24 protein-coding genes are annotated in these 23,871 nt (G+C 51.3%); 16 read left to right on the top strand and 8 right to left on the bottom strand.

Annotated elements, in window-relative coordinates:
* The first annotated feature begins 350 nt into the window (after positions 1 to 350).
* Together F5I99_RS18630 and F5I99_RS18625 are read left to right on the top strand one after the other, a co-directional pair.
* The gene (locus F5I99_RS18630) at positions 351 to 632 is read left to right on the top strand and encodes a hypothetical protein (protein ID WP_151058670.1); all 282 of its coding nucleotides are present in this window, start codon (positions 351 to 353) and stop codon (positions 630 to 632) included.
* Positions 633 to 973: 341 nt separating this feature from the next.
* Complete coding sequence (locus tag F5I99_RS18625) at positions 974 to 1,303, top strand: hypothetical protein (RefSeq protein ID WP_151058668.1); 330 nt, start codon at positions 974 to 976, stop codon at positions 1,301 to 1,303.
* On the opposite strand, the gene F5I99_RS18620 is transcribed toward F5I99_RS18625, so the two are convergent.
* Positions 1,300 to 2,517 (bottom strand): MFS transporter, encoded by a 1,218-nt coding sequence (locus tag F5I99_RS18620; RefSeq protein ID WP_225307480.1) that lies wholly within the window; start codon positions 2,515 to 2,517, stop codon positions 1,300 to 1,302. The two genes, F5I99_RS18625 and F5I99_RS18620, sit on opposite strands and share 4 nt — an antisense overlap.
* Positions 2,518 to 2,616: 99 nt before the next feature.
* On the opposite strand from F5I99_RS18620, the gene F5I99_RS18615 reads away from it, so the two are divergent.
* From F5I99_RS18615 to F5I99_RS18605, 3 genes are all read left to right on the top strand, one after another.
* Positions 2,617 to 3,402 carry a helix-turn-helix transcriptional regulator gene (locus F5I99_RS18615; RefSeq protein ID WP_151058666.1) on the top strand — a complete coding sequence of 262 codons (786 nt, stop codon included), beginning with the start codon at positions 2,617 to 2,619 and terminating at the stop codon, positions 3,400 to 3,402.
* Positions 3,403 to 3,500: 98 nt separating this feature from the next.
* Entirely contained in the window at positions 3,501 to 3,920 is a 420-nt protein-coding gene (locus F5I99_RS18610) for a secondary thiamine-phosphate synthase enzyme YjbQ (protein ID WP_151058664.1), read from the top strand.
* Positions 3,921 to 3,996: 76 nt separating this feature from the next.
* Positions 3,997 to 4,680 (top strand): GntR family transcriptional regulator, encoded by a 684-nt coding sequence (locus F5I99_RS18605; RefSeq protein ID WP_151058662.1) that lies wholly within the window; start codon positions 3,997 to 3,999, stop codon positions 4,678 to 4,680.
* Here the strand turns inward: F5I99_RS18605 and F5I99_RS18600 are convergent.
* A complete protein-coding gene (locus F5I99_RS18600; protein WP_151058660.1) occupies positions 4,663 to 5,916 on the bottom strand; it encodes an aspartate aminotransferase family protein in 1,254 nt (417 codons plus the stop codon). The two genes, F5I99_RS18605 and F5I99_RS18600, sit on opposite strands and share 18 nt — an antisense overlap.
* Positions 5,909 to 6,964, bottom strand: a complete 1,056-nt coding sequence (locus tag F5I99_RS18595; RefSeq protein WP_151058658.1) for a phosphotransferase — start codon at positions 6,962 to 6,964, stop codon at positions 5,909 to 5,911. The genes F5I99_RS18600 and F5I99_RS18595 overlap by 8 nt, the downstream gene beginning before the upstream one ends.
* A 120-nt stretch (positions 6,965 to 7,084) precedes the next feature.
* On the opposite strand from F5I99_RS18595, the gene F5I99_RS18590 reads away from it, so the two are divergent.
* The gene (locus F5I99_RS18590) at positions 7,085 to 7,939 is read left to right on the top strand and encodes an AraC family transcriptional regulator (protein ID WP_151058656.1); all 855 of its coding nucleotides are present in this window, start codon (positions 7,085 to 7,087) and stop codon (positions 7,937 to 7,939) included.
* On the opposite strand, the gene F5I99_RS18585 is transcribed toward F5I99_RS18590, so the two are convergent.
* From F5I99_RS18585 to F5I99_RS18575, 3 genes are all read right to left on the bottom strand, one after another.
* Complete coding sequence (locus F5I99_RS18585; RefSeq protein ID WP_225307479.1) at positions 7,907 to 8,497, bottom strand: LysE family translocator; 591 nt, start codon at positions 8,495 to 8,497, stop codon at positions 7,907 to 7,909. The two genes, F5I99_RS18590 and F5I99_RS18585, sit on opposite strands and share 33 nt — an antisense overlap.
* Before the next feature lie 72 nt (positions 8,498 to 8,569).
* Complete coding sequence (locus tag F5I99_RS18580) at positions 8,570 to 9,613, bottom strand: NAD(P)H-dependent flavin oxidoreductase (protein WP_225307478.1); 1,044 nt, start codon at positions 9,611 to 9,613, stop codon at positions 8,570 to 8,572.
* 81 nt (positions 9,614 to 9,694) lie between these two features.
* Positions 9,695 to 11,851, bottom strand: a complete 2,157-nt coding sequence (locus tag F5I99_RS18575; RefSeq protein WP_151058652.1) for an FAD-dependent oxidoreductase — start codon at positions 11,849 to 11,851, stop codon at positions 9,695 to 9,697.
* Positions 11,852 to 12,049: 198 nt separating this feature from the next.
* Between F5I99_RS18575 and F5I99_RS18570 the strand changes: the two genes are divergently transcribed.
* From F5I99_RS18570 to F5I99_RS18560, 3 genes are read left to right on the top strand one after another with little or no spacing between them, the layout of a single operon-like run.
* On the top strand, positions 12,050 to 12,430 hold the full coding sequence (locus tag F5I99_RS18570; protein WP_151058650.1) for a hypothetical protein: 381 nt from the start codon (positions 12,050 to 12,052) through the stop codon (positions 12,428 to 12,430).
* 51 nt (positions 12,431 to 12,481) lie between these two features.
* Positions 12,482 to 14,068 (top strand): multicopper oxidase family protein, encoded by a 1,587-nt coding sequence (locus F5I99_RS18565; protein ID WP_151058648.1) that lies wholly within the window; start codon positions 12,482 to 12,484, stop codon positions 14,066 to 14,068.
* Between the two features lie 18 nt (positions 14,069 to 14,086).
* Positions 14,087 to 14,548 (top strand): DUF411 domain-containing protein, encoded by a 462-nt coding sequence (locus F5I99_RS18560; protein ID WP_225307477.1) that lies wholly within the window; start codon positions 14,087 to 14,089, stop codon positions 14,546 to 14,548.
* 12 nt (positions 14,549 to 14,560) lie between these two features.
* Here F5I99_RS18560 and F5I99_RS18555 read toward each other — a convergent pair whose 3' ends face one another.
* On the bottom strand, positions 14,561 to 15,391 hold the full coding sequence (locus F5I99_RS18555; RefSeq protein WP_151058644.1) for an MOSC domain-containing protein: 831 nt from the start codon (positions 15,389 to 15,391) through the stop codon (positions 14,561 to 14,563).
* Positions 15,384 to 15,638 carry a GNAT family N-acetyltransferase gene (locus F5I99_RS18550; RefSeq protein ID WP_225307476.1) on the bottom strand — a complete coding sequence of 85 codons (255 nt, stop codon included), beginning with the start codon at positions 15,636 to 15,638 and terminating at the stop codon, positions 15,384 to 15,386. The genes F5I99_RS18555 and F5I99_RS18550 overlap by 8 nt, the downstream gene beginning before the upstream one ends.
* Positions 15,639 to 15,907: 269 nt before the next feature.
* Between F5I99_RS18550 and F5I99_RS18545 the strand changes: the two genes are divergently transcribed.
* The 7 genes from F5I99_RS18545 to F5I99_RS18515 all read left to right on the top strand — a co-directional run bounded on the left by F5I99_RS18545 (position 15,908) and on the right by F5I99_RS18515 (position 23,826).
* The gene (locus tag F5I99_RS18545; RefSeq protein WP_151058642.1) at positions 15,908 to 17,191 is read left to right on the top strand and encodes a DUF4123 domain-containing protein; all 1,284 of its coding nucleotides are present in this window, start codon (positions 15,908 to 15,910) and stop codon (positions 17,189 to 17,191) included.
* Positions 17,192 to 17,250: 59 nt separating this feature from the next.
* Positions 17,251 to 18,102 carry a hypothetical protein gene (locus tag F5I99_RS18540; RefSeq protein ID WP_151058640.1) on the top strand — a complete coding sequence of 284 codons (852 nt, stop codon included), beginning with the start codon at positions 17,251 to 17,253 and terminating at the stop codon, positions 18,100 to 18,102.
* Positions 18,103 to 18,107: 5 nt separating this feature from the next.
* Positions 18,108 to 19,538 carry a PGAP1-like alpha/beta domain-containing protein gene (locus F5I99_RS18535; protein WP_151058637.1) on the top strand — a complete coding sequence of 477 codons (1,431 nt, stop codon included), beginning with the start codon at positions 18,108 to 18,110 and terminating at the stop codon, positions 19,536 to 19,538.
* A gap of 18 nt (positions 19,539 to 19,556) precedes the next feature.
* Positions 19,557 to 20,459: a hypothetical protein gene (locus F5I99_RS18530; protein WP_151058635.1), complete on the top strand. Its 903-nt coding sequence runs from the start codon at positions 19,557 to 19,559 to the stop codon at positions 20,457 to 20,459.
* Positions 20,460 to 20,709: 250 nt separating this feature from the next.
* Positions 20,710 to 21,306: a LemA family protein gene (locus F5I99_RS18525; RefSeq protein ID WP_191905898.1), complete on the top strand. Its 597-nt coding sequence runs from the start codon at positions 20,710 to 20,712 to the stop codon at positions 21,304 to 21,306.
* Between the two features lie 5 nt (positions 21,307 to 21,311).
* Positions 21,312 to 23,288, top strand: a complete 1,977-nt coding sequence (locus tag F5I99_RS18520) for a M48 family metallopeptidase (RefSeq protein WP_151058633.1) — start codon at positions 21,312 to 21,314, stop codon at positions 23,286 to 23,288.
* Positions 23,278 to 23,826, top strand: a complete 549-nt coding sequence (locus F5I99_RS18515; RefSeq protein WP_151058631.1) for a YaeQ family protein — start codon at positions 23,278 to 23,280, stop codon at positions 23,824 to 23,826. The genes F5I99_RS18520 and F5I99_RS18515 overlap by 11 nt, the downstream gene beginning before the upstream one ends.
* Positions 23,827 to 23,871 lie beyond the last annotated feature (45 nt).

The raw sequence follows: 23,871 nt of genomic DNA, 5'->3' as shown, positions 1-23,871 counted from the left end.
AGACAGTGTGAAGGAGGCGGGGTTACGCTTACGGAGAATGCAGCAAGGAAAGCGGTACCGGCTATGAATTCGAGCAATGTCCAGACGCCTAATAAGCACAGCGTAACACTGGCTGTTGCTTTACTTTTCGCTGCCAGCTCGGTATTTTCCGAGTTGCCAACCCTCTTTGAGGACGAAAAATTCAGATTAGTTGGCTATGATTACTCACAGTTCTCTCGCAGCTCAGACAAGGAGGTAAGCAATGCATCAGATCCGGGCAGAGGCTAAAGGCACTGGTCGATGCCATTCAGCCGCTGGTTTCGTAATATTGTGCATAACAATCGCGTGAAAACAAATCTAGGGACAGAAATATGAAATGGCTTTTCATCTATGTAGTTTCGCTATTCGGGTTATGGCATACGATTGACTTGGAAGCGGATACTCTCTTCTCAAGCAAGATTGCTCCTTTCTTATTCAGCTTCGTTTTTATAGCCTTTCTATTTTGGCTTATCCTGAAAATGAGTAGACGCTCATCTTCATCAACTAGTGATGGGGGTGGCGGTGTCGTAACGACGGGAAGTTTTTTTGATGTCAGTGGCGGAGGCGATTGCAGTGGTGGTGACTGCGGAGGCGGTGGTGGTGGTGGTGATTGATAGCCTTGCTAACAAGCCACTTAAATACGTTTCCATGCACACAGGTAGTTGTTTATGTGGAGCGGTAGTGAAAAGTTTCCGGACTGGGTGTCCATTGCGGTTGCGACCTTAGATACCCCGTTTTATCCACAGAGCATTAAGCAAGTTCACCAAGAATCCAGAGCCTGTTGGCTCGAAGTCAGTTAACAAAGCAGGCCTCGCCGTGCTTCGCATTGGGCTACACGAAGCCGTGCAATTATCTTCATGATTGCGGCTAGTACAAAAGGAACACTGTATTGATACACCAACAGATCACAGTACGGAAATCGGCAGGGTGGCGCGTCTACGCTTGGGTTATTGCTATGCAAGCTGTTGGCGCGCCGATGGCTGCTGTTTATTTCGACGATTTCCGCGTCATGGATATTGTGGACTTTGTCTTCATAGTGATCGGAGTCATTGGGTTGATGGGATACGTGTATGCATTGCGCATTGGCTCAGCAGGATTCTGGAGGCTGTTCCTGCCAGTGTTTGTACTCTGGGATCTATTTTTTCGTTTCATCATAATGAGGCCAGACTCAGAGATCGACATCACCTCCTACTACCTTATCCTTTGCATCCTATTTCTGTTTCTCATCCCACAGTACATCGCGGTCTATCGCTATCAGCGTGAGCTACAGCTGAGTCAGACCTAGGGTGTATGTACATCTCTGCGCAGGTTAATGACCTGAAACAGTGCTCCTATTGCAGCAACCACACCAGCACCAACAGGCAGAACCCATATGGGTAGATTAAGCATGAATGCCAGACCACCTGCTGCGGCGCCAATAGCACTACCCAGATACAATGCAGATTCATTGAGCGCTACAGCAAGATTACCATCACCATGCGATTCTCGAGCATGGATTAGCTGATTATTCTGCGGCACTTGCAGAGCCCAACCAACAGCTCCCCAGATTGCTATTGGCAGCATAGCCAGCCAAGCACTCCAAGCCGCAATTAGCGGTAGTACCAGAAGAGACAGTGACAGAACCAACATGATGAAAAGCGTCATTCTAGGACCACTAATGCGGTCGGTCATAGGTCCCACTAAAAAGCTTCCAGCTACACCACCAACTCCCCACACCCAAAGGTAGGGTATAACTGTTTCCACCCTGCCATAATCTGGAGCCAATAACAGAGGAGCAAGAAAGGTATACATCCCAAGGCTAGCTATGGCGGCCAGCAATGACACCAGAAGAATGATTGTCACTTGGCCATCAACCAGCAATGACAACTTGCGATGTAGTGGAATGAATGCCGTACTCGGTAATGCTGGCAATCGCCACAACAGCCCAAAAAGGGCAATTAACCCAAGGGAGGTTACTAACCAAAGCGCCGATGCCCAACCCCATTGTTCTGCCAGAATAAGACCAATCGGGACGCCCAACACTGTCCCAGCGGCCATACCGCCCATGATGATAGAAATGGCCTTTCCTCGGCCTGTCGTTGACAGTGTCGCCACTATAGCGATGCCCATCGCAAGATAAACTCCGGAACCGATCCCGGCTATCGCCCTAAATACAAGCAACCACGAAAAATCTGTAGAAAGTGCACTGGCAGCGTTTGATAACACAAACAAACCAAGTGCAGCTAACAACCCGGCTCTTTGTCGATTACCCGGTAGCAAAGCCACAATGAGTGGCGACCCTATTCCATAAGCTAGTGTAAAGGCTGTTACTAGCTGTGCAGCAACTCCGACAGAAACACTGAAGGCCTGTTCGATCATAGGAATAAGCCCCGCTGTAACATAAGACGCCATACCGAGTGCAAAGGCACCCAGTGCGATCAGGTAAACAGAAGGAGAGGATGAGGATGTGGTTATAACGGGCGTTACTTCTGTTCGACAAGCTTCATTACTCATATTCATGGATCGTTTCTCCAAGTGCGAAAAACGACCATTCTATGAGTGCAAATAAACTGTTACAATTTAACTGATTATACTATTACTTAAAGTAACAGGGATCTCATGAGTAAACTTGAGCGCACGCGTGCAGAGCTTACGACCTTCCTGCGCACGCGACGTGAACGATTATCTCCCGCTGAAGTCGGCCTGCCCAGCGGCGGTCGTCGGCGCACTCCAGGGCTGCGTCGTGAAGAAGTTGCTGCACTTTCGGGCGTAGGGCTCACTTGGTACACCTGGCTGGAGCAAGGTCGAGACATCAGTGTGTCTCCCTCCTTTTTGGACAACCTTTCTCGAGCACTAAAGCTTGATGCCGCCGAGCGCAGGCACTTATTTTTACTTGCTCATGACAGGCTTCCAGCCGAACCAGGCAAAACCTTTTGCGAGGTGCCGCCATTAGTGTTGAGATTAATGAAGGACCTATCGCCTCATGCGACCTACGTGCTTAATCTTCGCTGGGATGTATTAGCTTTCAACGATCCGGCCGACCAGCTATTTGGTTTCAAGCACCATGCGGCAGGACAACGCAATTTGTTGTGGATGCTGTTTACTGACCCGAGCCTGCGCGAACGTTTGGTTGATTGGGAAGATCAAGCCGTACAAATGCTATCCAGTTTTCGACGCGATTATGCCCATGCGACACAGGAAGCAGAGATCCAGGCACTTGTTGCCAATTTACAAAAGGCATCCCCCGAGTTCAAACAGGGGTGGAGCCGCCATGATGTCCACGCACCCTGCCAGGGTAAACGTGACCTACAGCTTGATGGCAGAATAGTTACTTTCGAACACACGTCAATGACCATCGACGCCGATCGGCACCTTCGATTAGTGGTGTATGCAGAAACATCTTAAATCACGGAAAGGCTTGAAATTTACCCCAAGAAAGCCGATGAGTGGCTGAGCTTTCTTCTGGACTGATATAAAAAGCAGGTAACTATGGATAACTAACCATGTGGATACAAAAAAACCTTCAATTAGACGCCAAACACAGAGGCTTTCACCTCATCACCCGTGATGTGTTGCAAGCTATCCCGGAACTCAAACAGTGCAAGGTCGGTCTGCTGCACCTGTTTATCCAGCATACCTCGGCCTCGCTGACCATCAACGAGAATGCCGATCCGGATGTGCGGGGTGATTTTGAGCGCTTTTTTAATCATGCAGTTCCGGAAAATGCCCCCTTTTATGTGCATCTGGACGAAGGCAGTGATGATATGCCGGCGCATCTGAAAAGCAGTTTGCTGGGCTGTTCACTGAGTTTGCCCGTCAGTAACGGACGCTTAAATTTGGGGACCTGGCAGGGTATCTACCTGTGTGAGCACCGCAATCATGGTGGATCGCGGCGGCTGATTTTAACCCTGCAAGGTGAATAGTGGCGCTAACACCCGTTGTGGTGCCTGAGGTACACTTGGATGATGCATCATCCAAACCTGCAAGAGCCTATTCGCTATGAATTATCCAATCAGTGAAATCCATCATGCCCGACTGGGCAGCAGTATTTATGCACTGTTACGCGATGCGCTGATTACCGGGCGCTTCAAGCCTAATGACCGGCTGCGTATCCGCGAACTGGCTGAGCAGTTATCCACCAGTGTCACACCGGTGCGTGATGCCATCCTGCAACTGGCCAAGGAGCAGGCGCTGGAGATGCGCTCACCACGCGACATTCGCGTTCCGCAGTTAAGTCAGAGCCAATATGATGAAATCCGACTGTTGCGTTTGTCATTGGAAGGTATGGCGGCGGAGCAGGCGGCACAGAAGATCAGCGCCGATGCCTTGCAACAATTACGCGCAAATATCGATCAGAATCATACCGCAATCCTCGCAAACGATCTGTCAGTGGCCTTACGGTTGAATAGCGAATTTCACCTATTACTGGCTGATGCGGCAGGCATGCCCTTGCTACGCAATCTGATTGACATGCTGTGGATGCGTACCGGCCCGCTGATTGCTCAGAGCTACCGTGAGTTTTCCCAGCAGATGGCGATAGGTCACCATGAAGAGCTGTGGCAGGCTCTGGCTAACCGTGATCCGGAAGCGGCCCGCACGGCCATCCAGCAGGACATTCTCGATGGCAATGTGAAAATGCGAGATTACCTGCTTGAGGACAATGTATCAGCTCAGCCGAGTTAATACCTGATCCAGGGTATCACTCAAAAGCTCAACATGCTCAGCCGTAAACACCAGCGGTGGCCGGATTTTCAGTACATTGGCATCGGGGCCGGTCGCACTGATCAGCACGCCCGCCTCACGCATGCCATTGACCACACGACTGGCCAGCGCTGTCGCCGGAGCAAGACTATTGCGATCCTTGACCAGTTCCACTCCGTAAAACAGCCCGGCACCGCGGATATCACCAATGACTTCATGACGCTGGGCTAAATCGTTTAGCTGCCGACCCAGACGCTGCCCCTGAATCCTGGCATTGACCTGTAGGTGTTCCGATTCAATAACATCCAGCACAGCGGCAGCGGCGCAACAAGACACGGGGTTGCCGCCAAAGGTGTTGAAATAACGTTGCCGTTCGCCAAACAGATCCAGAAGATCAGAACGTGCGACTAGCCCCGCTACCGGATGACCATTGCCCATGGGCTTACCCAGTGTTACCAGATCAGGTACTAACTGATAGCGACAAAAACCCCAGAAATCATCACCTGTCCGGGCAAAGCCAGACTGCACCTCATCGGCGATATACACACCACCGGCCTGGCGAACCCAGTTCACGGCCTGCTGAATTTCAGCAGCCGGTGGACTGAAGATCCCATCGCTGGAGAACAAGCCATCCATCATCAATGCGGCTGGACGCAAGCCTTCTGCGGCCATCTGATCCAACACTTGACGCAACTGCTGCAACCACTGACCTGGCGCACGGAAGGTGTCCGGTGCATCGATCAGCCGGACCTGATCACTCACACCGACGCCGAGTGACGGCGACAGCTCGGCGATACTACTGGTCGTGCCGTGATAAGCCCAGCGAGTCACCAAGGCAATACGGTTGCCGGTAACTTCACGGGCAATACGTAAAGCCAGATCATTGGCTTCACTGCCACTGCAGGTCAGAGTGAGGTTATTCAACACATCCGGAAACAGCGCCAGCAGACGCTCAGCATAATCCAGAATGCTGTCGTGCAGATAGCGAGTATGGGTATTCAATTGTGCCGCCTGTTGGCAAATAGCCTCGACCACCCTGGGGTGGCAATGGCCCACCGATACCACATTGTTGTAGGCATCCAGGTAACGTTTGCCATCCGCTTCGTAGAGCCATACGCCTTCACCCTTCACCGGATAGAGCGGCTGTTGATAAAACAGGCGATAGCTGCGCCCCAGCAAGCGTTGCCGCCGTTGAATCAATGCACTATGTTCAGTCATCACAGACTCCCGTATTAACAGGTTTCAGCAGGTCATCCACCCAGACCTCCGGCAGACGGCGTAAACGCATCAAACTACGGACCGCATGGGGCAGGTTACGCAGAATATAGTCACGATTTTCCGGATACAGCTGCGCACGCCAGGAGGAGATAGTCAACGTCAGACACAAACGCGTGGCCACCAGATCGGCTAACAGACTTAACTCGGTATCAGTCAAGGGCTGTTGAGCCAGATAGGCGCTCAAAAAGGGGCCCACCCGGCGTAACGGGTCCGATTCATCCACCAATTGGTAGGACAGGGCGGTTGCCAGATTATTCACCCGTGGAGCATAGAGGGCATCGCCAAAATCGATAATCCCGGTAATATTGGTGCCTAAGGTATCCACCAGTACATTGTGTGGGTTCAGATCATTGTGTATCACCTGCCAGGGAATCTCTGCCTGCTGAGAAACGACACGTTCGGTGTGGCGGTCGATCACCCAGGCGACTTCCTTGCGTAATTGCGCATCATCAATGGTGTGTATTCGATCCAGTAATCGCTGTGGATAAGTAATATCCCAAAGTAACTCACGCTGCGCTCCCGGATGAGAAAAATCAGCCAGGGCATGATCCATTTCGCCAAGAATGCCACCCAGTTGTCGGGCCAGATCGGTAAAGGGTGCTTGTTGATAGAAGGGCATGCCTTCCAGATAGCTGACAACACGCAAAGCACCCGTTTGCCCGGAAAATCGAACTCTGGGTTGGCACTCCCCTGAAAGACTTTTCAGTATAGAAGGTAGTGGCAAGTGCGCCGCCCGCTCCTGTAGATAAATCAACATCTGGGTTTGAAAATCTATTTCTGTATCGGCTTCAGCGGCATTGATAAAGCGCACCATGTAACGCTTGCTGGAAGACACACTCAAACAGAAATTGCTGTCACGCTCACCGGGTAAACGCTCTAATGTTCCCATCAGGCCATAGTGCTCTCGTAAAACAGCCTGAGCCTCAACCGGATCAACAGAGGGAGCAGCCTGTGTCATCAACGAAGTTGTTGCGGTGCTAGAGGTCATTCACTCAATCCTGACTTATGATGTATGATGCATCATAAATTGAATATTGGGTAAAGTCACCCCTCAATGCTATGCTCAAAGTTGGAGTTTTCCTGTAGCTGATCGCAACCTGGAGTCCTGATGACAACCACCCCTCTGTTCTGGCGGGACCCTGCACTGCCTCATGTTGAACTGCGCTATATTGAGGATGGACGGCAAGTACGTTATGCCCCTCACAGTCACCGGCAATGGTCCCTCGGGGCGATCCTGGCGGGTCAGAGTCATTTTCAATATGCCGGGCAACAACAGGTTATTGAGGCAGGTCAATTGCTGCTAATCAATCCTCACCAAGTGCATGCCTGCAACCCTTGTGCTAACATGCCCTGGTCCTACTATATGCTGTATATCGATACCGAGTGGCTGACCCGACTGCGCCAATCTTGTGGAGAACTCGATAGCGATCACTGGGAAGATCTGTCCGTGTCCCGCCTGCGGGATCAGGCGTTATTCAACGGTTTTAGCGACATGGCCACTCAACTGTTTGACCCTCTCGTCAGTCATGCTGAAAAAGATGCCGCACTGTGCCACTATCTACAGCAACTGTTTGCTCAGGTCCGCCGCGAGGCCTCGCCACAAAGTCTGCTACCCACCGAACCACTACATAGAGCCCTTGAGCATCTACATAAACATTACGACTCTAATGTTCCTTTGCAGACGCTGTGTCAGTTAAGTGGATTAAATCAAGGACAGTTGATCCGCCAATTCCGTCAGACCAGCGGCATGACGCCCCATGCTTACCTGACCAATCTGAGAATTCAGATGGCTCAGGTTGCGCTACAAAGTGATCTGCCTCTGGTTGATGTCGCCCTGACCCATGGTTTTGCCGATCAACCGCATTTTCAGCGAACCTTTAAGCGTCTGCTGGCGGCCACACCGGTACAGTATCGCGATGGACCCAAGCGGCTATATCAGCAACAAAACACAACTCATCAGTAACAGCAGCGCCAGTATCCGGTTCAACCAGCGTAAACCCTGTCCGGCTGTGCAGCGTTGCTGCAACCAGGCACCCGCCGCGGCCCAAACCCCCAACGACAACCAGCAGATCGGTAAATACAGTAGCGCAAACAGCAGCACCTGATACATATCACCACCTGCCGTATAGGCGGCGATGCCGGATATACCCGCTAGCCAGGCTTTGGGATTCAACCATTGCATCAATGCCCCGGTCATAAATCCGGGAGGTTGGGTTTGCGATTGAGTTTGGACATCACCACTCGCACGCAACAACTGCACACTCATATACAACAGAAACAGAATGCCTCCCCAGCGCAATGCCGACTCCAGTTCACCCCACTGCAGAAAGATGCTTTTCAAACCTAAACCCAATGAGACAAACAACAGCACAAAACCCAAGGTCGCACCGGTCACAAACACCAGCGTAGTTGCCAAGCCATAGCGTATACCACTACTGAGACAGACCAGATTGACCGGACCGGGAGAAATGGATGCCGCCAGCGCAAAGGCTGACATGGAAAAGATGATAGACCCGCTCACAGATAGACTCCTTTAAAAAGAAGTCATTGTCTGTGGTCGACGGATCCTTGTATTGAATAAAATTTCACCGACTCAATCTATCACTGACATCAACCAACGCGTCAGTTCAGCGGCAGGAATGGCCTGGCAGCCGGTGGTATTTTGACCCGCCCAAAGCGGTGAAAAGTCAGCGATACCGCGTGCTTCAGCAGCGGAGCGCAAGGGCGCGATTGCCGCCGTGGCCAAAGGAAAGGCGGGAGCATCGGCACAGATAGGCCCCAACTCACGCATCACACGGTTGACGATCCCGCGCGCCGGGCGCCCGGAAAACACATTGGTCAGGGCGGTGTGCACCGCCTCGGGAGACTGCAGCGCCTGTCGATGCAAGGCTGACGTGCTGGCTTCAGGACACAACAGATAAGCCGTGCCCACCTGGACTCCCGCCGCACCCAGTGCCAGAGCCGCCTTAACCCCAGCTGGACTGGCAATACCCCCAGCGGCAATCACCGGGGTGTTGAGACGATCCACCAGCTGCGGCAGCAGGGCAAACAAACCCGTTTGTGACGTCAGATCATCACTCAGGAACATGCCGCGATGACCACCGGCCTCAAGTCCCTGAGCAATCACCGCATCAACTCCCCGAGCTTCCAGCCACAAGGCTTCTTCCAGTGTGGTGGCGCTGGAAAGGATCTTGCTCCCCCAGCTGCGCACTTGCTCCAGCAAGGCGTCATCCGGCAAACCAAAATGAAAACTGACCACCGGCGGCTTAAAATCACTTAGCAACGCAGCCGTATCAGCACTGAAGGGGGTACGTCCAGCACCGGACTGAATAGCAGATTGCCCAATTTCTAACTCACGATAGTAGGGTAATAGCACCTGCTCCCAGCGAGCTTGCGTGGATGAATTCGGTGCCGGTGGCGTATGACAGAAAAAATTTACATTGTAAGGTCGTGTGGTTGCCGCGCTGATGCGACTTAACTCGGCCACCAGGCTATCCGGGGTCAGCATGGCGCAGGGCAGGGAGCCCAAACCACCCGCCGCAGAAACGGCCAGGGTCAGATCACTGCCCTGAACACCCGCCATAGGCGCCTGAATAATGGGCCATTGAAGCCCGAACCCTTCAGCAAAATTTAACACCTGTAGCCCCCTCATTCATTAACCAGACAAGTCGGTAAATCCAGCCCTACTATAACAAACTAACCTGACGTTGCCTTTAACCTAACGTCTACGCCAGGCATGATAACGCTCCAACCAGGCCAGTACTCGCTGCGGTGCATGGGCTTTTTTCCAGTTACCCGCCGCAAATTTATTCGCCTCGGTCAGGGTTGGATAAATATGGATGGTACCGAGTAATTTATTCAACCCCAGCCCGTGTTTCATTGCCAGCACAAACTCAGCAATCAAATCACCGGCATGCGGTCCAACCAGAGTTACACCGAGAATTTTGTCCTTACCCGGTGGTGTCAGGACTTTAATAAAACCATAGGCCTGACTGTCGGCAATGGCTCTATCCAGATCGTCCAGACCATAGCGAGTTACCTCGTAGGCGATCCCCTGGGCTTTAGCTTCCTGTTCATTCAGCCCGACCCGCACCACTTCCGGATCAGTAAAGGTGGCCCAGGGAAGGTAGGTGTAATCCACAGGGAAACGCTTCAACGCACCGAACAGCGCATTCACCGTGGCATGCCAGGCTTGATGTGAGGCCGCGTGGGTAAACTGATAGGGTCCGATAAGATCACCACACGCATAGATATTTGGATAGAGTGTTTGCAGGTAGCTGTTGGTATCAATGCCCTGCGCCTGATCCGGGAGTAATCCCAGGGTTTCCAGCCCATAGCCATGCAAACGCGGCTTGCGTCCCACCGCCACCAGCAACCGGTCAAATTCAATCGACTCTTGATCACCTGCCGCATTTTCAACCAGCAGTGAGGGCTGACCTGTTTGCGGATGGATTTCAACACTCAGGGCTTGATGATTGAGTCGCAGGTCGACCCCTTCACCGCATAACTTCAGCATCACCGCTTCACTGGCATCGGCATCCTCACGGGGCATGATCCGGTCACCACGCTCTAGCTGAATAACCTGTGATCCCAGGCGCTGAAAAGCCTGACTCAGCTCACAGCCAATGGGGCCCCCCCCCAGTACCAATAGCCGCTGTGGCAGGCTATCCAGCGACCATAAGTTTTCAGATGTCAGAAAATTTATGTCTGTCAGCCCTGGTAACTCAGGCAGCAGCGGTTCGGCTCCTGTCGCCAGAATAATAGCGCGTGAGGACACACGTTCTACCTTGCCATCCGGGTAATGGATATCAACTTCCCAAGGACTCACCAGCGTGGCGGTACCTTGACGAACATCCACGCCCAAGCCCTGAAAACGTTCAACCGAATCATGCGGCTCAATGGTTTCAATAACCCGATGCACCCGTTGCATTACCGCTTTGAAATCTATGTCGGGGGCCTGGGGGGTAATACCAAAGCGATCAGCTTCTCGCATTTCCTGGGCCAGTCGGGCGGTGCGAATCAAGGCTTTAGACGGTACACAGCCGGTATTCAGACAGTCGCCGCCCATCTGATGTTTCTCTACTAACATCACCTTGGCTTTAACAGCCGCGGCTATATAAGCCGCTACCAGCCCACCACTGCCCGCACCGATGACCAGCAGGTTGGTGTCAAACTGGCGAGGTTTTGTCCAGTGCGCCATAGAGTTTCGATGCTTAATGAAAGTGAGTACTCGCTTAGCCAGTATAGGGAAGAGTCCCAGCAGCACGAAGGCGCCGAGTAATCCGGGTGATAACACATCACCGGGAGAGCTGATCTGCGCCAGTTGTGTACCGGCATTCACATACACCAGGGTCCCAGCGACCATACCCAGTTGGCTGACCCACCAGAAAGTCCGTACTTTCATTTGTGTCAGGCCCATGGCCAGATTCAGTACGAAGAAGGGAACGGCGGGTACCAGACGTAAGGCAAACAGGTAAAAGGCACCTTCCCGTTGGATCCCGCTATCAAGCTTATCCATCTGACGATTGAAGCGTTGCCTTACCCAGTCATGCAACAGAAAACGCGCTACCAACATCGCCAGTGTAGCGCCCAGCGTGGAGGCGAAAGACACCAGTAAAAAGCCCCAGCCCAGTCCAAAAATAGCACCACCGGCTAAGGTCATAATCGCCGCACCCGGTAAGGACAAGGCGGTCACACCCACATAGATGAGAAAATACACAGCGCTAAGCAACACAGGTCTGGCATCACGCAAGGCGATCAACTCATCCTGCTGATGCTTGAGATTGTCAAAGCTCAGCAGCTGCAACCAACCCAGTTGCCAGATCATTACACCCGCTACCAGCAACACAAGCAGTAACCCTGATTTTTTACTCATAACCGGAACCTTATCCTCTGTTGATCTACTGCATAGGTCACCATTTAAGCGAATACCTTACAAAAATACCTCACGAAAGGATCAACAATACCTTACGAAATGATCCCAGCCATAGGTCAATACACTCTATTTGCGAAAAGAGTGAACCCTGGTTTATCTTTGTAGTCATAGAATTGAACCAATTAATCAGGGTAAATCATGCAGCCCACACGGCAACTCTCCATAAAGTACATCGCCGCTTTATTGCTGCTAGTGCTTTTTGTTGCCTGGCTTCCAGCCAACCTTGTTATGGCCAGCCCACTATCATCTCAACAATCTGAGCATCACCAGAAGGCTACATCTCCCTGCGGTGATGAAAAACTCACAACCAGCCGTATTTCTGAACCTAGCCACCCACACGCGAGTGTATTGCATACCGATACGTGTCAGGGTGAAAATTGTCAGCAATGCAGCAGTTGCACCGCTTTGAACCCAACCGTTACCCATTCAGATCAACTGCCACTGAGATGGGAACAGCACTACCTGAGCCATCAAAGTATTGTTGCCTCCAAACGCCTGGAGCGTCCACCCAAAAGCTAATTCAGACCCTGTGAGCAGAAAGCTAACACACCTCTGAAAAGGCTGAATACAATGAAACGTAGAGACTTTATGCGCCTGGGTGCGCTGGGGCTTTTAACCCTGACACCCCTTACTACTTTTGCCATGTCCAAACACCATCAGGGTAGTGCTACTAACCTTAGGGTGCGGCAATTACCTGAACACCTACCGCTAAGACAACTACCGGAAATAGAAAACTTTTCTTCCAGCACTGATTTTAAAACCCGGCTCACCTTGGCACCAACGCCAGTGGAACTGACGGGGCCGGAGCACACTGCGCTCTGGCTGTACAACAACCAGATCACCCCGCTGATCCAGGTAACTGAAGGAGATAGCGTAGAGATCCAGGTGGATAACCACCTGCATCAACCAACCACTGTACACTGGCATGGTCTGAACATTCCAAACTCAGAAGATCGCGGCCCGCATGACCTGATAGCCCCTAACCAAAGCCGGACTTACCGCTTTCAGGTGAAACAGGGTAACGCAGGGCTTCACTGGTTTCATCCCCACCCACATGATTACCTGGCCGACCAAATCGCACACAGCATGGCGGGCGCCTTTCTGGTTAAGCCCTACCAGGACCCCTTACCTGCGGATCTGCCTGCCTATTTGCTGATGGTAACTGACCTGCGACTGGACTCTCAGGGACAGGTTGCCCCACATACCCATGTGGACTGGATGAACGGTCGTGAGGGCGATATCTTGCTGGTGAATGGTCAGCGTAACCCTAAACTGGAACTGGCACCCGGCAGTACCCTACGACTGCGGATGATCAATGCCTGCGCCGGACGCTACCTGCGTCTTATACTAGACAAGCACCCGATACAACTGATCGGTACCGACGGCGGTTATCTGGAGCAGTCGGTAGAGCTGGATGAGCTGTTACTGGTGCCCGGTCAACGTTGTGATCTGTTGATCAAGCTTAGTGATGAGCCCAATCAAACCTTTGCGTTGCAAAAGCTCCCCTATGACCGCAATTGGATGGGGCCTGTACCTGCACATTATCTCATACCAGAAACTTTGATGACTCTGGCAACCAACTCCGATTCTCCGGCCCCTGCAAGGGTACTGCCGCAACGCTTAACTGAGATTAAACCCTTAGCAGAAGCCGAGGTTCGTCGTCAGATAGAGCTGTCAGAAGTTATGTCCAACCATGCCATGGTTTCAATGAGTCAGGAGGGTGACGATCAGCAGAGTGTCGCTAGTCACCAACAAGGTCATGGCAACCACGGCAACAAAGCGCAACATAGACCTGCAAGCATGATGACAGGGCGGCCCCCGGTTGAGTTTTTAATCAATGGCGAGTCTTTTACCCCCGGCCAGATCATGTTTACCGGTAAAGTTGGACAGCTTGAAGAATGGGAAATTTTCAACAACTCACATATGGACCATCCTTTCCATGTTCACGGCACCCATTTTCAGGTAGTTGCTGAACAGGATGCCGCCGGGGTATGGCAAACACCGGATTACCTCGCTTGGCGGGACACAGTGAATGTGCAACCAAACCAGCGCCTGAAACTACGACTGGTATTTGATGAACCCGGGGAGTGGATGTTCCACTGCCATATTATTGAACACGAAGAACTAGGTATGATGGCCAGTATACTGGTGCAATAACCCGTTAAGGAGAAAATGATGAAAACTAAGTTTGCAATAATCACTACAGCTCTCCTCAGCACCCTGTTGCTGATCCTGATCAGTAGTAACAGCGCAGCTGAACCCGCCATGCAGGTTTACAAAAGTGAAACCTGTGGCTGCTGTCACGCCTGGATTGAGCATATCGAAGCGGCAGGTATTACTGTTGAAAGCACCAATTTAAGCAACATTAACAGCAAAAAAATGGAGCTGGGAGTGCCGCCACAGCTGGCATCCTGCCATACCGCGGTAATTGATGGCTATGTGATCGAAGGGCATGTTCCAGCCTCGGATATCCTTCGCCTGCTGCGCGAAAAACCGGCCGTTACCGGCCTCACAGTACCCGGCATGCCGCATGGCTCACCGGGTATGGAAACCGGGCGGGAAGATCCTTATCAGGTGCTGGCATTTGATGCCGAGGACACCAACCTGCAGATCTGGTCAGAGTATAATCAACCCTGATCCCAGCACAAATCATGATCCACGCAACACCGGAGGTGCTTTGTTCGAGAGCACCTCCAGCTTCATCCCCGTCGCAATAAGTCCCGGCTGCAACACCAGCAGATTCTGCCCAAAAATTGCACCTCCCTGTTCCAGCCGTCGATGCGCCAGCAGCGTCCGTAAAGGCTCCTGTGTCTGATCAAACTCGCGACTGCCGGGTGGCAGAGTAATCAACTTACAACGCTCACAGGGTGCATGAGCACGAAGGCGCATATCACCGATGGCAATATCCAGCCAACCATCTTCGGCAAACGGAAGACTACCGGACACCACCAGATTAGCTCTGAACTGCTGCTTATCCACAGGCACAGGGCAACGTGTCTGCAACCAGTCAAGCGATGCCTCGGAGGTTAGCAACAGCGGGTAGCCATCCGCAAAACCCACCTGTGCATCGTCACAATCCTTAACTGGCCGTTGGCTTTGCTGACCAAAATACACCAGTTGGCAGTCGATACCCAGAAAATGGCTGATCCAGGCATTAGCACTGGCACCACAGGACTGGGCGGCAACCGTCTGCTTCCAGACCACAACATCCTGATACACCTCAGGAAAGTCAGCCGGTTGCAGCTGCAGTGCGGGAAAGCCTTCAGCCGCCAGCATCAACCCGGCTCCTACAGGGGTAGCCAGCAGATGAGTTAAAGCCGGATAACGTCGTGCGGTAATAAACTGCCCAGCAGGATCAGTCACCATATAACGCCGGTCAGCATCCAGTCCCTGCGGTCCCACCCAGGCACGGCTCACCCGTAGCGGCGCACAGGATTTCACCGGATAGATAAACAGATCTGTTACAACCACATCAGCCATGCTGTGCCTCCCGTTTCAGAAACTTATCCACATACCAGCAACTGGCTTCAATCTGGTAATCCTGCTCACGTGCCCAGGCCAACCCGGCACGCACCAGCTGTTCAGCTATACCCCGGCCCCGCAGAGATTCCGGTACATAGGTATGGGTAAAATCTATCTGGTTTCCACGAAGAGCATAATCCAGAACCGCATCAACACCGGCTTCAGTCATGACAAAGCGGTGTTGTGAAGGTTGATGTTCAATCACAGGAATTCCTTTATTTGCTTAGGATAACTCAATTCATACTGATCAGATCAGTCATCACCAGCCCCAGTATTACTTACCCTGAAAAGCAACACAACACGCTCCCTCGGCAACAAAATAAAAATGGGTTTAATAATCTATATATTCTATGCGACCACATCTATGCTATTCGGCTATCCAACAATTGACAAAGGCTAACCCCCTATGTGAATATTCAATGGACATACAAAATACATGGATTTTATGTTTTGGCTAGGGATGCGCCTTTTGATATGAAACCTTACCTCGGCTTCTGTCACCTATCCCAGGGTGATAATCTTTTTACACTCATCAGTGCAGCACTCTGCAATCATGCCAATGAGTTTGAGACCTTAATTTCTACAGAAATTGCCAAAAATGGCTATTGGTTACATTGGGTTAACGATGTTCATCCAGCCGACCAGTGGCTTTTAAAACACCCTGACGAATGGGGTGATGTACTGTTATGCAGTTTAAGCGAAGCCTGTCCCATCGTGCTGGGTCCTCTCGAGCCGCTGAACAACACGCCACAGCCAGGGGTCAATATTCTTGACATTGAACACCTGGAGCCAATCGAAGCGTTAGATAGTCAGCTAGGTGTCGATCCCAAAAAATATGTTCCTGATATTCTGCGTGATGCGTTGTTTGATCAGCCAACCCCTACCGATGCGGAACAACTTCATTATCAGCAAGCTGTACCCGTCATGAAAACCTATGCCTTGCTGGATGCTGCAAAAATGCCTTACCTGCTGCCCGATATTTTACAGTCCTCAGGCCTTCACTATGAGTCACTGTTTCAAGGCACTCTACAGGATGAGATTAGCCATCATGCCCCTTACCTGGTCGAGCTGGAGCAAGATCATCGATTGACACGGCAATTATTCACCGGTCCCCAAGGCATTCTTGGGCTATGGGAAAAGTCACTCGGTATCTTCATCCGGACACGCGCCGAGTTTTCAGCGCTACGGCATCATCTGCGCAAGTTTACCCGCTTACAAAATGCACAGGGTAAAGGGTACTTTTTTCGCTTTTGGGAAAAAACCAGCCTTCCGGCGTTAACCCATGGTCAACCCGCCGAGCTGGCCGAAGCGCTCCTTCAGGACACCAGTTATTTAGGGCAGTTTTGGCTTATCCCCCTTCCCGAAGACAACAAGGTTATTACCTGTAAACGGCATCCCGATCGTCATGGGCAGCCAACACGGCCAGCTAAAATAACTGAGGAAATCTTAGCGGCTTTCGATACGCATCTTGAACAGTTTCAAGACCAACTGATGATCGATAATGCGCTAAAACATTTTGCTAATAATGAATTAACGCCACCGGCACCGGATCAAGCGCACTTACTCAACTTGCTAGCATTTTTACGTACAGAAGGGTTTTCTGACAAAGAAAAGCGTCAAGAAGCCCTAGATCGCTATACGCATGCCTATTCACTCGGCCTTGCTGATCAAGCGCTGGCTATATTCAAAGAAAGCGCTCAGGGGCCAGCTATACGTCTTTGGCACGTGAATAACTTGATTAAGGATTCGAGCTCATGACCCTTATCCAACTTAAGCCACGCTTCCTGTGGCTACTCATACTCTTGGGAGCATCTACCATGGCTAACGCTGATGAATTCAAAACCTACTGTATCGGTCGTTTATTGATTGATATACCTGTCAGCTTTGAGCTCGTCAATCAGAGTGGCTGGGCCTATGTGAGTGAATTTGAACGCTTGGGGCCGGGTGGGCATGAAGAGGCTGAGAGGATTTGGCGAGAGCGGGTTAATGCACTGAAAGCCGGATCTTTTATACAAAATGGCACGCCTCAGGTTTATCGCGAATCAGAGTTTTTAAACAATAAGTTTTTTGTATCAAGGCATGGTGATTTTTCGGCTATGGGCGTGGACCTTAGTCATATTTGGGAAGAGGATGTTTATTTTTCTAGTCAAGGTTATGTCTTTCGTGCAAATGATGCTATGAACGAAAGCAATTATTTACAGAGACGCCAAGAACTCCTAATGGTCGCTAACGCCACCCGTCCTCGCGAACCCGACGAAATCCCCAGAGGTGAAGGAAGCTGCGTAGCGGGTGCATTTATTGCACTACCCCCTGAGGGGGAAGTTCAGGGTGCAACCTTTCGGCTTCCGAACGAGGATCCTATAGGTGTTCGGATCAGTTTTAGCCTTCGAAAACCCGGTGAAAGAGAACTCGATCTTGAAGCCGCTGAAAGTAATTTAGGTAGCGGTATCACCATTGCTGGACTGCCTGGCCGGTATGGTAAAGATTACGGACGTGAGATCTTCTATATGGCTTCCGTTGGTCAGCAGACGACAGATCAACAATTTGGGCTATCTCTGGATGTTCGTTATTTTGATCGAAGACGATCCTTTGGGGTTGAACCCTTCACACGAGAAAAAGCCGACCAGATTTGGGACAGATTAGTTGACAGCGCAAGGATTAGAAGGTGATTACTATGAAACACTCTTCGGTTCAATATTGCCCAGTACCCGTTGTGCTTCCCATTGTTTTTGTCCCCGGCCTTATGGGGAGCCGATTGCGAACCAAGCACGATGGACAGATCGTTTGGGATCCTCAAGATAATAAAGTGAATGCAGCAACTATCGCTTTCAAAGGTGCGAAAGCTAAAAGAGATCTCCTCGTCAACGAAGGTGGACTTCCTTACTCCCCCGATTATCTCGAAGTGGATTTCGGAGAGACCCAAAGCAGTCACGCCATGCATCAGGAACAAATCGAACGTGGTTGGGGTGGATTGATGCAGGGATCCTATTTCAATTTTATAACCTGGTTGCAGCTTATCGCCCCGCATCCAGCCAGCGGGCAGTTGCCACCTGGATGCTTTAGTTTGCAGTATGAAGTCTGGGCACACCCTTATAACTGGACCGATGACAATTTCAATGCAGGAAAGACACTGGCCGATACCGTACAAAAAGCCATTGACGGCACACATGAAAAATATCAGGGTAGAAATACCCGTGTACTCAAGCCGATCATTATTACCCATTCCATGGGCGGCTTGGTTTCGCGGGCCTATACTCAGTTGCATGGTGGTGAAGGAGAGGTGCATGGCGTTATTCACGGTGCTCAACCCTGCGATGGTGCACCCGATGCGTACAAGCGCATGCTGGCCGGTTCTGAAGGAATGGCGCGTTTTGTGCTCGGAGCGAATCAGGCGCAAGTCACTGCGACGGCAGGTAACATGCCGGGCGTTCTTCAGTTGTTGCCTAATCAGTGGCACAAAACTGTTGCAGGCGATACCCGGTGGCTCAAGGTCACTGGACCACTAGGAGAAACGCTCTTATCCAAGCCCGATAACAATCCTTACTCAGACGTATATCTAAACCAAACCGACTGGTGGCGTTTGATTTATGCAGAATATTTAAATCCTGAATCAAAAGATTTAGATAAGACTTTTAAGGCATATACTGAAGAACTTCTTAAAGCCGCAACATTCCACGCACAACTCGGCCCAGAGGTATTTCATCCCAACACACGCATGCTTTATGCCGATGATACTGGGCACCCATCATGGGATCATGTGGAGTGGAAACAAATCTATGGCGAAGACGATCACACTGATAGGAATAATTGGTCCAGAGGTACATTTTCAGCAACACTTGGTAGAGGACAGATTGAAATCTCAAAAAGTGTTCAGGACCCATTATACGATGTGCAAGGCTTACACGAACTACTTTCAATATATAAAATCCAGCCCGCCAACGCACCTGGTGACGGTACCGTCCATGCAGGCTCTGGTATCCATGTTTCAGGCCCCATGTCCATTGCCACTCAACGTGGTTTTGAACACCAATCCTGTTTTGATTCATCTGAAGCTCGTCGTATAACAGCGGAGTGGTTGCTGGATATGGTTCAAGAGCAATTGTAGCTCACGATGATCCATAAAATGCTTCTACAACGTTTAGCCTGGTTAATTCTGCTCTTAGGAGCAACCATCACGGCTAACGCTGATGAATTCAAAACCTACTGTATCGGCCGTTTATTGATTGATATACCTGTCAGCTTTGAGCTCGTCAATCAGAGTGGCTGGGCCTATGTGAGTGAATTTGAACGACTGGGGCCGGGTGGGCATGAAGAGGCTGAGCGGATTTGGCGGGAGCGGATTGAAGCCTTGCAAGATAGAGCATTCACGGTTAGTGGTACAACTCAGGTTTACCGAGCATCTGAAATAGTAGGTGGTATCTTTATCGTTTCAAGACATGGTGACTTTTCCGTACTAGGCATAGAGTCTGGGGATGTATGGTTTGAGGACGCCTTTTTTTCATCTCAAGGAGTAGTTTTCCGTGCCGCCATCGTGATGGATGAAACTGATGCCGATACGCAGCGCCAAAAATTACTCAGGGTCGCTAACTCCACCCGTCCTCGCGAACCCGACGAAATCCCCAGAGGTGAAGGAAGCTGCGTAGCGGGTGCGTTTATTGCACTGCCGCCTGAGGGGGAGGTTCAGGGTGCAACCTTTCGACTTCCGAACGAGGATCCTATAGGTGTAGAAATGACGTTTGGCCTTCGCAAGCCTGGTGGAAGAAGGCTTGACCTTGAAGCCGCTGAAAGTAATTTAGGTAGCGGTATCACCATTGCTGGACTGCCTGGACGGTATGGTAAAGATTACGGACGTGAAATCTTCTATATGGCTTCCGTTGGTCAGCAGACGACAGATCAACAATTTGGACTATCTCTGGATGTTCGTTATTTTGATCGAAGACGACCCTTTGGAGCTGAACCCTTTACACGAAAAAAAGCCGACCAGATTTGGGACAGATTAGTCGACAGTGCAAGGATTAGAAGGTAATCACTATGAGACACTCTTCAGTTCAATATTGCCCTGTACCTTGTAAACAAAATATTCAAGCAGAGGCTAAAATTGCACCGCTTTGATTAATAAATGCCTGACCTCTGAGTGCTAAGTTGACATAAATAGTCTGGCCCCCTACAGACTGGACAACACCACTCAATTGCTTAAGAATACCAAGCATCACATTGGTGTTCGGCTGTGGCCTGACCAATGGCATGAACCCACCCCCAACGCAAGGATACCGCGCATGGAACTGTCTACGATTATCTTCATTGTGGTTGTCGCCGTTGTTGTCTTCTATGTCATCAGTATTTTTAACCGCCTGGTGGCATTGAAGAACCGCTTTGAAAATGCCTTTTCACAAATTGAAGTCCAGTTGAAACGTCGCTATGACCTGATTCCTAACCTGGTGGAAACCGCCAAGGGTTATATGCAGCATGAGCGGGAAACACTGGAAGCGGTTACTGCCGCTCGTAATACCGCTATGGCCAGTTTACAAGCCGCGGCATCCAACCCTGGGAATGCGGCCGCTATCGGTGAGTTGATGAGTTCAGAAGGTGCCCTGCAAAGTGCACTGAGTGGGCTCAAGGTGACCATGGAAGCCTATCCGGATCTGAAAGCGTCTGAAAATATGCAGCAGTTATCCGAAGAGCTGATCACTACTGAAAATCGGGTCTCTTTTGCGCGCCAGGCTTTTAATGATGCGGTTATGGCTTACAACACCTACAAGCAGAGTTTTCCACAGCGGGTATTTGCTACCACCTTTGGTCATGCGGAAGATGCGTCATTGTTGGAGTTTGAAGACAGTGCCGAAATTCAGGCGGCACCCAAAGTGTCCTTTTAATCCCAATGAACTTTTTTGAACACCAAGACCGCGCCAGACGCAAAACACTGCAATTGGTCCTATTGTTTATTCTGGGTGTCATCAGCCTGATACTCACCCTGACCCTGGCGGTTGGGATGTTTCTATATTTTCAGCAAGGCTCAGCGGGATCTACAGGGCAAGGGCAATTGCCCTCCGTCAGTCAGGTATTTTCTACAGAGCAGCTTCCATTACTTGGAGGTATCGCTCTGGCCGTTTGTGCCGTGGTGTTACTGGGGTCCTTGTTCCGGCGGATGCAACTGGGCAGTGGTGGTCATACCGTAGCAGAAGCCCTTGGCGGCCGCTTGCTCAATACCGCCACACGCGATGCCAACGAGAAGCGCATACTCAATGTGGTAGAGGAGATGGCGCTGGCCTCAGGCATTGCTGTTCCCCCTGTGTACCTGTTGGATGATGATGGAATCAATGCCTTTGCGGCGGGGTTTAACCCGCAGGATGCGGTTATCGGCATTACCCGTGGTGCTATAGAACTGCTTAGTCGTGATGAATTGCAGGGAGTCATTGCCCATGAGTTCAGTCATATACTCCACGGTGATATGCGCCTGAACATCCGCCTTATTTCCTGGTTGTACGGTATATTACTGCTGGGCCTGATCGGGCGCTTTCTGCTCAGCAGCCTGCGCTTCCGTCGGGTCCGCTCTTCACGTAACGACAAGAGTGCAGCGGTGATGATGCTGCTCGGGGTTGGGTTATTGATTGTCGGGTATGCCGGCTCTTTCTTTGGTAACCTGATTAAAGCGGCGGTGAGCCGACAACGCGAATTTCTTGCCGATGCCTCGGCGGTTCAATACACCCGTAACCCACAGGGCATCGCCGGGGCATTGAAAAAAATCGGTGGCCATTACGCTGGCTCCAGTTTGAATGCACCCGGTGCCAATGAATTCAGCCATATGTATTTCGGCAGTTCCGGCAGCTCCGGCCTGACTTCCTTGCTGGCTACCCACCCGCCGCTGGAGGAACGCATCAAGCGAGTTGATCCTGGCTGGAACGGCGAGCTGCCGCAACCTGAACGCCCTACGCAAGCAGAGATTGCCCAAGAAGAGTCACAACAGCCGACCGGGTCCGGCGATATGCAAGCATCGGCCCTGGCCGCGATGGCCATGACAGCCAGTAGCGTAAATGCCCATCAGGCCGCTCAGCACTCTATGGCAGCCATGGGTGATCCCGATGCCGCGCACCTGGCCTATGCCCGCAATCTGCTGCAAGCTTTGGATGAGCAACTTCTGGCAGCCGCCCACGAGCCCTTTTCAGCCAGGGCGTTGATCTACGGCCTGTTGCTCAGTGACGATGCTCAGATACGCGAGCAGCAACTGATCGAACTTGAGCAGCAGGCCCATCCTGATACCTACGCCATGTTAAAGCAGCATCTGAACGCGCTGATCTCACTGGATGCCCGCCTGCGACTACCTCTGACAGACCTGGCCCTACCTGCATTGAAGCAACTCACAGCTGAGCAATATAAGACCTTCAAGTCCTGTATGGATCTATTAATCCGCGCCGATAACAAGATCAGTCTGTTTGAGTGGTCATTGCGTAAAATTGTTATAGGTCACCTGGAAGGTCGCCGCCAAAGCGCTAAACGCTTCAAGCTGAAAAACTGTCACCCTGAAATGCAACGGCTAATCACCTTGTTCGCCCACGCCGGACACAGTGATCAAGCCACTGCTGCCAAGGCTTACCAGGAAACAGCGGCGCAACTGCAGATTCATGAGGATTTCAGCCAATCTGAGCGCCCAAGTCTTAAGCAGCTGGAGCTGGATCTGAATAAGCTGGCACACCTGCGCCCCCTGCAAAAACCCTCACTGTTGCAGGCACTGGTCACCTGTGCCAGCCATGATGGCCGGATCAGCGTGACGGAAGCGGAGCTGCTGCGGGCGATTGCTGACTGCCTCGATTGCCCCTTACCCCCTCTACTTGCTGAAAAGGACCCCTATGGCGCTTAAAGCCCAGGTTATTAAAGCCCAGTTGCAAATTGCTGATATGGATCGACATCACTATCAGGATTATGCCCTACGACTGGCACAACACCCTTCAGAAACCGATGAGCGCCTGATGATCCGGCTGCTGGCGTTTGCCCTGAATGCGTCAGAGCAGCTGGAGTTTGCCCGCGACCTCAGCGGTGAGGGTGGGGCAGAACTCTGGGCACCCAACCTGCATGGGGGTATCGATCTGTGGATTATTTTCGGGCAGGTAGATGAAAAATGGCTGCGTAAGGCCAGTCAGCAAGCCGGACACGTCAAGGTGTATACCTATGGCGGTCGCAGTGTGCCGATCTGGTGGCAGCAAAATCAGCAGGCCTTGCAGCGCTACGAAAATCTGGAAGTCTGGGAAATCAGCGATGACAGCGTCAAGGCGTTGGGCGCTCTGGCAGACCGTAATCTACAACTGCAGATCAGCATCAATGAAGGGCAGGTATGGATTGCCGATGCCAAAACCAGCGTGGCTTTGGAGCCCAGATTACTGAAAGGCTTTAAGGCCTGATCCCTGAAACGGAATCAGGCCCCTGGCTTTTCTGAACAGCTAACA

Origin of the sequence: Nitrincola iocasae (assembly GCF_008727795.1) — a bacterium.
Taxonomy (GTDB): Bacteria; Pseudomonadota; Gammaproteobacteria; order Pseudomonadales; family Balneatricaceae; genus Nitrincola; species Nitrincola iocasae.
Note: the sequence above shows the minus strand (reverse complement) of the source record. Positions and strands in the feature narration are given on the sequence as shown.